Annotated in this window: 15 protein-coding genes; 1 reads left to right on the top strand and 14 read right to left on the bottom strand. The window is 46.4% G+C overall.

The features are described from left to right. Positions 1-13: 13 nt before the first annotated feature. The 14 genes from MHM93_RS17050 to rpsJ form a co-directional block, all read right to left on the bottom strand. Positions 14-841 (bottom strand): arylamine N-acetyltransferase, encoded by an 828-nt coding sequence (locus tag MHM93_RS17050; RefSeq protein ID WP_239449951.1) that lies wholly within the window; start codon positions 839-841, stop codon positions 14-16. A 69-nt stretch (positions 842-910) separates the two neighbouring features. Then, positions 911-1,792, bottom strand: a complete 882-nt coding sequence (locus tag MHM93_RS17045) for a hypothetical protein (protein ID WP_239449950.1) — start codon at positions 1,790-1,792, stop codon at positions 911-913. A gap of 101 nt (positions 1,793-1,893) precedes the next feature. Then, entirely contained in the window at positions 1,894-2,487 is a 594-nt protein-coding gene (locus MHM93_RS17040) for a hypothetical protein (RefSeq protein ID WP_239449949.1), read from the bottom strand. Between the two features lie 137 nt (positions 2,488-2,624). Then, the gene (gene rpsQ, locus MHM93_RS17035) at positions 2,625-2,882 is read right to left on the bottom strand and encodes a 30S ribosomal protein S17 (protein WP_022944309.1); all 258 of its coding nucleotides are present in this window, start codon (positions 2,880-2,882) and stop codon (positions 2,625-2,627) included. Next, entirely contained in the window at positions 2,882-3,073 is a 192-nt protein-coding gene (rpmC, locus tag MHM93_RS17030) for a 50S ribosomal protein L29 (RefSeq protein WP_022944310.1), read from the bottom strand. Before rpmC ends, rpsQ begins: the two co-directional genes overlap by 1 nt. Further along, positions 3,073-3,486: a 50S ribosomal protein L16 gene (gene rplP / locus MHM93_RS17025; protein WP_022944311.1), complete on the bottom strand. Its 414-nt coding sequence runs from the start codon at positions 3,484-3,486 to the stop codon at positions 3,073-3,075. The genes rpmC and rplP overlap by 1 nt, the downstream gene beginning before the upstream one ends. A 12-nt stretch (positions 3,487-3,498) precedes the next feature. Continuing rightward, positions 3,499-4,200, bottom strand: a complete 702-nt coding sequence (rpsC, locus tag MHM93_RS17020; protein ID WP_022944312.1) for a 30S ribosomal protein S3 — start codon at positions 4,198-4,200, stop codon at positions 3,499-3,501. Between the two features lie 12 nt (positions 4,201-4,212). After that, the gene (rplV, locus tag MHM93_RS17015) at positions 4,213-4,545 is read right to left on the bottom strand and encodes a 50S ribosomal protein L22 (protein WP_022944313.1); all 333 of its coding nucleotides are present in this window, start codon (positions 4,543-4,545) and stop codon (positions 4,213-4,215) included. Between the two features lie 10 nt (positions 4,546-4,555). Then, entirely contained in the window at positions 4,556-4,834 is a 279-nt protein-coding gene (gene rpsS / locus MHM93_RS17010) for a 30S ribosomal protein S19 (protein ID WP_010367084.1), read from the bottom strand. 16 nt (positions 4,835-4,850) lie between these two features. After that, positions 4,851-5,675, bottom strand: coding sequence for a 50S ribosomal protein L2 (gene rplB / locus MHM93_RS17005; RefSeq protein ID WP_022944314.1), 825 nt, complete (start codon positions 5,673-5,675; stop codon positions 4,851-4,853). A 17-nt stretch (positions 5,676-5,692) separates the two neighbouring features. Then, entirely contained in the window at positions 5,693-5,995 is a 303-nt protein-coding gene (gene rplW, locus MHM93_RS17000) for a 50S ribosomal protein L23 (RefSeq protein WP_022944315.1), read from the bottom strand. After that, a complete protein-coding gene (gene rplD, locus MHM93_RS16995) occupies positions 5,992-6,597 on the bottom strand; it encodes a 50S ribosomal protein L4 (protein WP_022944316.1) in 606 nt (201 codons plus the stop codon). The genes rplW and rplD overlap by 4 nt, the downstream gene beginning before the upstream one ends. 17 nt (positions 6,598-6,614) lie before the next feature. Continuing rightward, on the bottom strand, positions 6,615-7,250 hold the full coding sequence (gene rplC / locus MHM93_RS16990) for a 50S ribosomal protein L3 (RefSeq protein ID WP_022944317.1): 636 nt from the start codon (positions 7,248-7,250) through the stop codon (positions 6,615-6,617). Positions 7,251-7,277: 27 nt separating this feature from the next. Beyond that, positions 7,278-7,589, bottom strand: coding sequence for a 30S ribosomal protein S10 (gene rpsJ / locus MHM93_RS16985; protein ID WP_010376390.1), 312 nt, complete (start codon positions 7,587-7,589; stop codon positions 7,278-7,280). A 633-nt stretch (positions 7,590-8,222) separates the two neighbouring features. Between rpsJ and plsB the strand changes: the two genes are divergently transcribed. Further along, positions 8,223-10,661, top strand: a complete 2,439-nt coding sequence (plsB, locus tag MHM93_RS16980; RefSeq protein ID WP_239449948.1) for a glycerol-3-phosphate 1-O-acyltransferase PlsB — start codon at positions 8,223-8,225, stop codon at positions 10,659-10,661. Positions 10,662-11,157 lie beyond the last annotated feature (496 nt).

Genomic DNA, 11,157 nt, shown 5'->3' with positions numbered 1-11,157 from the left:
ATCAAGCCGCGCATTATGCGCGGCTTTTTATTGCCTCGACTTTATTCACAAAGCGCTGAAAAAGCAGCTGCGAATCTGCCAAGCTAATATTAACCTGCAGTTGATTGCTCAGCAAACAGTGCAAATGATCAACACTGCGTATAGCCTGCTGGTGTTGTTGCCATCGTCCTTGTTGTAGCTCAAAGTGAGTAAAGCTGTCATTGCGCAACAACCATCGTTGCTCAGCGGTAATTCGAGACACCACCAGGTTATTAACGAACGCCGCCTTATCATGCCGGTGGCTATAAAAGTGAGCGACTTCACAATCCTGTTCGTAAAATCTCGCCAAAGAAACCTGATATAAGCACACTTGCTCGGGAGCAACCTGCCATACTAAATATTCACCATCTCGCACCTCTACACGATACTGCCGCCCAAAGGCGGACTGTATAGCAGTGTTATCGAGCTCTATTGCTACAGCCGGCGTCAATACGCCAAAGCCGACATCAACTAGAAAGGTTTTTTGCTGCCACCGTAATACGGTTAAGCGATGGGAACGCGGGTTGTCATTGCGACCATTAACCATGACCCTGGCAATCACTGGACGCACCTCATAGCCCAAGAGCTGTAGCAATGTGTACATCAGCTTATTGTGCTCGAAGCAGTAGCCTCCTTGGCGCTTGATAACCACTCTTTCGGTTAAATCATCAGGCGCTAAACTCAGCGTTCGACCGAGTAGCGAATTGATACTGCTAAAAGAAAATTGCTGTAAATGAGAGCGGATCAACTGGTTAACTTGCGCGAATGAATTCTCGTAGTTGCGAACACTTAGTGCCTGTAGATATTGATTCATAGGGGTCATGCTTCAGTTCCTTTACTATCAATGTGATAGCGAAACTGTAAAACCTGAACCTAGCTTAAGGTCAAGCGCTTAATACACTAATTCAGATAATTCTTGTGGCGTGAGCCAATATTTCGGATCCAGCGTCGGTGTACTATCTGGAAGCAGTGGGTTATCCAAGCGAATAAACTCGCGATCAGAGAAGTTAAGCATTCGCAACGCATTAATATGGTGTGGGTTATTCAGAATCATAGCTTTTAGCTCGCCGCTTTGCAGCATGGCCGCCAGACCATACTCTAAGCGCTGCGCTAATGAAGCATCTTCATGACGCACAAAAAAATAGCTTGCGGCGGGGTAATGAAGCACCCATTTGGAATCTATACTCAGCTCATAGGCCGCTAACCCTTCTCCCTCAGCGCCAATTTCAAGTACGCCCCGAGGAAAATAATCAAACTTATCTTCGGCCAGTAATTTATACATACTTTGATGCCAACTTACGCCACGCACTTTAAAACCATTACTACTCATAATTTCCGTATCCGGCCAATCATGGCCTTGCAACGCAAGCAGTTGCTGTAGTTGTGCTTTGCTAGTCAATGTGGCAAAGCGATGGCGATCTCGCTGCTTAATAACAAAGATGCGATAGCCAATAAGTCCCATAGTAAGTGGTATGCGAATAGGTCGTGCTTCAAGCTCACGGGCACGGGACGTCATCGACCACAATACGTCAATATCGGCACGCGCCAATGCGCGAAATTGCCGTCCCTGCAACATAGGTGTGTCTATTGCTTGCGCAGAGATTGCACCAAATTTAGCCTCTGACAAACTCAGTGCACGTTTGAGAACTTGGATATGAAAACTGTTATCACTGGTCGCATCGCCAAAAAAGGGCTCGATATATCGCACCGTCTTGGCGCTGGCGCTACCACAGAGCAAAAACAGAATTAATAAAATAGGTACTGCACTTTTCATCTACACGACACAGCTGTGATTGATAAACTCAGTTTAGAAGGACCATGGCATAATGCCAAGTTAAGCGATATCTGAGGCTATGTCGTCTCGACGCTTTGTGTTCAGGCTAACCACTGTAACTTGCCAGTATCGACAAGTTCGGCAACATAACGCTGCTCTAAGTCCCAAGGATGCCGCTTCCACCCCTGAAAACCAAATCCGGTGATAGTAACGCGATGGCCTTGCTGCAAGAAGTGGTCAATCGCTAAGGTACCCGAGCTCGGACAAACCGGCTTATATTGCGGTTTACCATAAGTATGCAAACGCTTTAGTAACTGCTTGCGAGTCTCTTTGCTAACACGCCAACCAGATTGGCTTTGGGCGAACTTAGCCAGCAGTGCCGCACCATGATCATACTTTCCTTGACGACGGATCAGTCGAAATAGTGATTGCATAACAGGCTGTGCGGGCGGGTCAGTGATCACCACATTTTGTAATCGCTCAGGGTCCACAGCGGTAGGCTGCTGCAACAGTTTTGCAGCCTGACGTCCGCGTCCAGTTAACCATAAGTCAGTGCACTTGCTACCCAAATTTACGGGCATTCCGGCACAAAAGTTAAAACGTACTACGCGCTCAAAGGCATCGACCTGCGCAGCTAAATTGTCTTTGATTGGCGCATTGCCAAGGATTAATACGTCTTGTAGTGAGGTGCTCATTGAGGCCCCTTTTTCGAGCTGGGCTAGAGAAAACTAGGTAAGTGAACCCATTATGACACCAAGGTTTAAGGTCGCCAACAACAAAAAGCCCCAGCATATGCCGGGGCTTTTCAGTCGTCTAATCAAACTTAATAAAATTAAGCTTTCTTAGGACGCTCAACAACGTCTACCAAAGTCCAAGACTTAGTCTTAGAGATAGGCGCACATTCACGAATAGTAACTGTATCGCCTGTTTGAGCAGTGTTGTTCTCGTCATGCACGTGCAACTTGGTTGTACGCTTCATGAATTTACCGTATACCGGGTGCTTCACGTAACGTGCCACAGCAACAGTGAAAGACTTGTCCATCTTGTCGCTAATTACACGGCCTTGTAGAGTACGGATCTTCTCGCTCATTATGCACCTGCCTTCTGGTTGATAACCGTTTTAACACGCGCGATATCGCGACGTACTTTACGTAGCATATGAGATTGAGCTAGCTGACCAGTGCTTGCTTGCATGCGCAGGTTGAACTGCTCACGAAGAAGCTCGATAAGTTCAGCGTTAAGCTCTTCTACGCTTTTGTCTTTAAGTTCGCTAGCTTTCATTACATCACCGTCCGAGTTACAAAAGTGGTTTTGAAAGGTAATTTACGAGCAGCTAGGTTAAATGCTTCGCGAGCAAGCTCTTCTGAAACACCTTCCATCTCGTAAAGTACTTTACCAGGCTGAATTTCAGCAACCCAGTATTCAACAGAACCTTTACCTTTACCCATACGAACTTCAAGCGGCTTTTCAGTGATTGGCTTGTCTGGGAATACACGGATCCAGATTTTACCTTGACGCTTGATGTGACGTGTCATAGCTCGACGAGCTGCTTCGATTTGACGTGCAGTCATACGACCACGGCCAGTGGCTTTAAGACCGAAAGTACCGAAGCTTACTTTGTTACCGTTTTGTGCAAGACCACGGTTGCGGCCTTTGTGCACCTTACGGAATTTTGTACGTTTTGGCTGTAACATTACTCGCTACTCCTACTTAGCACTTTTCTTGGCTTTCTTCGGTCCGCGTTTAGCAGGCTTCTCTTGCTCAGCGTTTAGTGGAAGACCACCAATTACTTCGCCTTTGAAGATCCATACTTTAACACCGATGATGCCGTAAGTGGTTGAAGCTTCAGAAGTTGCGTAATCGATATCAGCACGTAGAGTGTGTAGAGGTACACGACCTTCACGGTACCACTCAGCACGTGCGATTTCTGCGCCGCCTAGACGACCGCTTACTTCAACTTTGATACCTTTTGCACCTAAGCGCATTGCATTTTGTACCGAACGCTTCATTGCGCGACGGAACATAACACGACGCTCTAGCTGTGAGGCAATGCCGTCAGCAACTAGTTGTGCATCAAGTTCTGGTTTACGTACTTCCGCAATATTGATTTGCGCAGGTACACCAGCGATTTTAGTTACAGCTTGACGTAGCTTTTCAACGTCTTCGCCTTTTTTACCGATAACAACACCAGGACGAGCTGTGTGAATTGTTACACGGATTGATTTAGCTGGACGCTCGATAACGATTTTAGCCACAGAAGCGTTCTTAAGTTCCTTAGTAAGGAAAGAACGTACTTTGTGATCGCCAAAAAGCTGTTCAGAGAAATCTTTTGTATTCGCGTACCAGGTAGAAACCCAAGGTTTAGAGATACCTAGGCGAATACCAGTAGGATGAACTTTTTGTCCCATTACTTATATCTCCTAGCTATCCGAAACCACAACAGTGATGTGGCTTGTACGCTTAAGGATGCGGTCTGCGCGTCCTTTAGCACGAGGCATAATGCGTTTCATTGTAGGACCTTCGTCTACAAATACTTTCGCTACTACAAGCTCATCAATGTCAGCACCTTCGTTGTGCTCCGCGTTCGCGATAGCAGACTCAAGTACTTTTTTAACTAACACAGCCGCTTTTTTAGGGCTGTACGCCAGGATTTCTAGCGCGCGATCGACCGGTAGTCCACGGATCTGATCAGCAACTAGACGTGCTTTTTGCGCCGAACCAGAGGCGAATTTGTGTTTAGCTAATGCTTCCATCTTCAACCCCTTAACGTTTCTTCGCTTTCTTATCAGCAGCATGGCCGCGATAAGTACGTGTAGGTGCAAACTCACCTAGTTTGTGACCGATCATTTCGTCTGTGACAAACACAGGAACGTGCTGACGACCATTATGGACAGCGATGGTCAATCCGATCATGTTAGGTATGATCATTGAACGACGGCTCCAAGTTTTAATTGGCTTCTTGTCACCGCTTTCCAACGCTTTCTCTACCTTCTTCAGCAAGTGCAGGTCAATAAAAGGACCTTTCTTGAGAGAACGTGGCATGGCTATTCCTCAACTATTATTTAGTACGACGACGTACGATGAACTTATCAGTACGCTTGTTCTTACGGGTCTTGTAACCTTTAGTAGGCGTGCCCCATGGAGATACAGGGTGACGACCACCAGAAGTACGACCTTCACCACCACCGTGTGGGTGATCTACCGGGTTCATGGCAACACCACGAACGGTCGGACGAACACCGCGCCAGCGGTTAGCACCAGCTTTACCTAGTGAACGTAGCATGTGCTCAGCATTACCTACTTCACCTAGTGTAGCGCGACAGTCTGACTCAACTTTACGAACTTCGCCTGAACGAAGACGTAGAGTCACGTATTGACCTTCACGTGCTAGGATTTGTACGTATGCACCTGCTGAACGTGCCATCTGGGCACCTTTACCAGGCTTAAGCTCTACGTTGTGTACAGTCGAACCAACCGGCATATTGCGCATAGGCAATGTATTACCAACCTTGATTGGTGCATCTACACCAGATTGGATTGAATCACCGGCCTTAAGACCTTTTGGAGCGATGATGTAACGACGCTCACCGTCTGCATAACAAACCAACGCGATGTTCGCGCTACGGTTTGGATCATACTCTAGACGCTCTACTTTAGCTGGGATGCCATCTTTAGTGCGTTTAAAGTCAATTACACGATAGTGATGCTTGTGACCACCACCGATATGACGAACCGTGATACGACCTTTGTTGTTACGACCACCAGATTTAGAGTTTTTCTCTAGAAGCGGAGCGTATGGCTTACCCTTATGTAGATCAGGGTTTACCACTTTAACGACGTGACGACGACCCGCAGAAGTTGGTTTACACTTTTGAAGTGCCATAATTCTAACTCCCCTTATTACTCGGCGCCGCCGACAAAGTCTAGCTCGCTACCTTCTTTAAGAGTAACGTAGGCTTTCTTCCAGTCGCTGCGGCGGCCGAAACGCATACCAGTACGCTTTGATTTACCCTTAACATTCAGTGTGCGAACACCAGTTACTTCTACTTCGAAAAGCTTCTCTACAGCTGCTTTAACTTCAGCTTTAGTTGCATCTTTTGCTACTTTGAAAACAATGGTGTTGTTTTCTTCAGCAGATACAGTGCTCTTCTCAGAGATGTGTGGAGCAAGGATTACTTTTAAAAGACGTTCTTCACGGATCATGCTAGCGCCTCCTCAAGTTGCTTAACAGCACCCTTAGTAATAAGAACCTTATCAAATGCGATTAGGCTTACAGGGTCAATGCCAGCTACATCACGGACGTCAACCTTATAAAGGTTACGTGCAGCAAGGAATAGATTTTCTTCTACTTCCTCAGTCACGATAAGCACGTCTTTAAGCTCAAGCTCTTTAAGCTTAGCTACAAGCTCTTTTGTCTTAGGAGCTTCAACAGCGAAGTTCTCAACGACAACTAAACGCTCTTGACGAACAAGCTCAGACAAGATGCTCTTAATCGCACCGCGATACATCTTACGGTTAACTTTTTGGCTGTGATCTTGCGGCTTAGCTGCAAAAGTCACACCACCGCTGCGCCAGATTGGGCTGCGGATTGTACCAGCACGAGCACGGCCAGTACCTTTTTGACGCCATGGCTTCTTACCGCCACCGCTTACTTCAGAACGTGTCTTCTGAGCTTTAGTACCTTGACGAGCACCTGCTGCATAAGCAACAACTACTTGGTGTACTAAGGCTTCGTTAAACTCACGTCCAAAAGTAGCTTCGGAAACTTCAAGAGCGCCTGACGCGTCTTTAATTGCTAATTCCATCACTAAATCTCCAGGACTTATGCTTTAACAGCAGGTTTAACGATAACGTCACCGCCGATAGCGCCAGGTACTGCACCTTTAACTAGAAGCAGATTACGCTCAGCGTCAACACGTACTAGCTCAAGGTTCTGAGTTGTGGATTGCACATTACCCATTTGACCAGCCATTTTCTTACCTTTAAACACCTTACCAGGTGATTGGTTTTGACCGATTGAACCAGGAGCACGGTGAGAAATTGAGTTACCGTGAGTCGCGTCTTGCATGGAGAAGTTCCAGCGCTTAACACCACCTTGGAAACCTTTACCTTTTGAAGTACCAGTAACGTCTACTTTTTTCACTTCGTTGAATACATCAACAGTGATTTCGCTACCTACTTCAAAGTCGCCTTCACCGCCATTAAGACGGAATTCCCACAGACCGCGACCCGCTTCAACACCAGCTTTAGCGAAGTGACCCGCTGCTGGTTTGTTTACACGGCTAGCTTTTTTCTCGCCTGCGGTTACTTGAAGCGCGTTATAACCGTCTGTTTCGTCAGATTTAATCTGCGTAACACGGTTAGGAGTCGCTTCGATAACTGTCACAGGGATAGATACGCCATCTTCAGTGAAGATGCGAGTCATACCCACTTTACGACCGACTAGACCTAATGCCATTTTCCTAAAACCTCTCTAATCTTCCGATTAACCCAGGCTGATTTGAACATCAACACCAGCAGCAAGGTCTAGGCGCATAAGTGCGTCTACAGTCTTGTCAGTTGGCTCTACGATGTCGATCAGACGTTTGTGGGTGCGGATCTCGTACTGATCACGCGCGTCTTTGTTAACGTGCGGAGAGATCAATACAGTGAAACGTTCTTTGCGTGTAGGAAGTGGGATTGGACCACGTACCTGAGCACCTGTGCGTTTCGCAGTTTCCACAATTTCCGCCGTTGATTGGTCAATCAAACGGTGGTCAAAAGCTTTTAGGCGAATGCGAATGCGTTGATTTGACATTCTAAAACCTCAATTAAAAGAGCATTTAAAAAGAGCATAAAAAAACCGCCGAAGCATCCCTAATATTTTAAGGAGTCGGTTGTTCTCTTATATCTACGTTGAGTTCCAAATCGGAACTCCTGTTTATTGCTTGAAATCCAAGCCTATATTTAACTTCCTTCTACCTAGGCGAGCCTATGGCAAAGAAAGTCTGCGTATTATAGAGAGATTGGTGATAAATGCAACAACTATTTGCATAATAAAAGAAGTACGTTAGACAAGAAGAAGTACGCCTACAGAGCAAGGGTGCTGCTGCTATGCAAACGCCCTCTTCATGTCCTTCGTAACGAGGTAATCAGTCCCAGGGATACGACTTATTACCTAGCCTGATGCTTGATGTAAGCGCCATTGTTCGTATTATCCGTTTTGGGAACTGACAACAAGCTTAAAGCCAGGTTATTTTATAATCAACGCATTAGTAACCCCTTATTAGAAAAGCTAACGTGAGGATTTCTAATATGAATAGCCTTCAGCTTCTTGCCCAAAAATGGTCAGTCCAGTGATAACTTGGTATCCTATCGCACTATTTTGTGTTTTCTTATCCATTGCCAATGGTGGCAAAGTGATAAAGTGCTTTAGTGAGTGACCCATTCCATGAAAGTGTTAAGCCGTGGTATAGATTTCTTAGCGCGCATCCTCAACGCCTTGAGCGTGAACTCTAAGGTGCTCCCCAAGGAGCCTGTGGCGGAGTACGAGCTTGATGTTAACGTACCGACCTTTTATATTGGTCGACTCAATTCGCGCACCGATATCGCCGCCTTAGCCAAGGTATGTCGACGCCTAAACCTCCCTGATCCAACCAAAGAACAATTGTTGGCTTCAAAGTCGTTACCACGCTTTATTGGTATCCAAAACCCGCCGCCATTGTTCGGCTCAACGAGCAAGCCCAGTGACGCCACCGAACAAGGCAAGCGTATTTTCGCCGCGTTAGAACAAGCTCCAGAGCAGAAAATCCAAATAATACCGGTGACCATTTTATGGGGCCGTAATCCAGGAAAAGAAAAGCCTGGTTTAGGAACGTTAATTTCCCACTCGCTCACACCGAGCTGGTTTCGCAAAATATTTGTGGTGCTTTTTTCCGGGCGAGACAACTTTATTCGCTTTAGCCAGCCCCTAGATTTAACCCAACTAGTGCATGAAAAAGGGGATAAAGACGAGCTACCTCACAAACTTATTCGCGTGGCGCGGGTGCACTTTCGCCGTCAAAAGTTGGCCGCTACGGGGCCTAAACTCCCCTCGAGAGAACAGCTTTTTAACTCACTGTTGGCCTCACCGACGATCAAAAAGGCCATTGCTGATGAAGCCAAAGCGAAGGGCTTGAGTCATGAAGAAGCACGACAAAACGCCTTACGTTTACTCGATGAAGTCGCTGCCAATTATTCTGATGCCATGGTTCGTGTTGCCGATAGAGTCTTAACTTGGCTTTGGAACAAGCTGTATAACGGTATTGATGTACGTTACGCCGAACAAGTGCGTGAGCTCACCGACAAAGGCCACGAAGTCATTTATGTCCCCTGTCATCGCAGCCACATGGATTATCTACTGCTCACGTATGTAATTTATCATCAAGGCTTAGTACCGCCGCATATTGCCGCCGGCATTAATCTGGATTTTTTCCCTGCAGGGCCGATATTCCGTCGCAGTGGTGCGTTCTTTATTCGTCGCTCGTTTAGCGGTAATAAACTCTACTCAGCGGTATTCAAAGAGTACCTCAGTCAACTCTTTATTAAAGGCTACTCGGTGAAGTTTTATACCGAGGGTGGACGCAGCCGTACTGGCCGTTTACTTCCCCCAAAAACCGGAATGCTGGCAATGACATTGCAAGCGATGCTAAGGGGGATTGACCGCCCAATTTCTATTGTACCGGTGTACATTGGTTACGAGCACGTCATGGAAATTAACACCTACCTAAAAGAATTGGCGGGTAATAATAAAAAGAACGAATCGGTCTTTGGGGTGTTTAAAGCCATCAAAAACCTGAAGAACTATGGCCGTGGTAATGTGAATTTTGGCGCCCCCATTAACGTTAATCAATTCCTTAATGAGCAACAGCCTGATTGGCGCGACGCCATTCACCCTACCGATGTACAAAAACCAGCATGGCTAGGCTCTCAGGTAAGCAAGCTAGCCGATGAAATTATGGTCAATATTAATAGTGCTGCCGCCATCAACTCGGTGAACCTGTTAGCCACAATTTTACTGACTAACGACCAGTTTGCGCTCAGTAAGGTGCAGCTAATTGAGCAAATGAACTTCTATCTGCGCATGCTCAGCGATGCACCATTAAGCGAACAAATAACCTTGCCCGAACAAAACGCCAAGCAATTACTGGAACATGCACTGACACTCAACAAGTTTGATGTGCTTAAAGATCAATTCGGCGACATCATTGCCATCACCGAAAAAGAGCGCACCTTATTTAATTACTACCGTAACAATGTGCTGCACTTATTTGCCGTGCCTAGCGTTATTGCACAACAACTGTTTAACAACCATCGAATTACCCGCAGTGAATGCAAAGCTCAGGTTAAACGTCTATACCCGCTGTTTGCCAAAGAATGGTTCTTACTGGAGCTAAAAGATGAGTATATCGACAATATTCTTAGTAGCTTTGTTGACCAAGGGCTGATCCGCGAACAGGGCGACCAGCTTGAAGTACTTAAAGACGGCGATAACCCAGCAACGCTTGAAATGCTGGGTAAAGTGGTACACCACACCTTGATGCGCTACGCCTTAGTCATTGGCTTACTCAGTGAAGATAAAAGCTTAAGTCCAGCAGAATTGGAAAAAGAAAGCACCGCCGTAGCGCAGCGTTTAGGCACTTTGCATGGCATTAAGAGCCCCGAGTTCTTTGACAAAAAAGTGCTTTCCAGCTTTATTGCCAACCTCAGCGAGCAACAATTAATCAGCAAACAAGATGACAATAAACTAATACACAGTGATGCTCTGCTTATTCTCAATGAGGATTTACATCAGCTGTTACCCGCACGGATTTGGCAATCGATTAGTGATACGGTGGCAGCAACACGCTAACGAAGAGTCAGGTGCAAGCCTGTGTTATTAACGGGAAGTGGACACCTGACTGCCTTGCTTGAATGAATACTTGTAGGTCGGTGCTCTGCGCCGACAAAGGTACTATTTTTAGCTCTGGCTTTGCCGCATTAGCCAAGCGTTGTAGGTCATGCTTTGCCGCCAACCAGGGTAACGCAGGAGCTGTTACCTATTAGCCTGCCCGTCATCTCTAAATTAGTTATCTGTAGGTCAGGCTTTAGCCTGACAACTCAGTGACACAGTTTAGATCTTGCCGGGCCGCCGACAACGGGTTAGAGGAAATGCGCGCCCATTTCCTCTAACAACTCCTAGGGCGCCCGTGATTCGCCAATGCTTACGAACTCAGGTTTTTGTTAAACGCTCCGCTTAGCTTTCAACACGGTTTAACTCGTCGTCCTGACTCGATAAACCTAACTTCGCATCCAAGCCCAGTTGTTTTAAGCACACTCCACAACAAAAGCTGAGATCGAAAGCGCGA

Source organism: Pseudoalteromonas sp. MM17-2 (assembly GCF_022347945.1).
Taxonomy (GTDB): domain Bacteria; phylum Pseudomonadota; class Gammaproteobacteria; order Enterobacterales; family Alteromonadaceae; genus Pseudoalteromonas; species Pseudoalteromonas ruthenica.
Note: the sequence above shows the minus strand (reverse complement) of the source record. Positions and strands in the feature narration are given on the sequence as shown.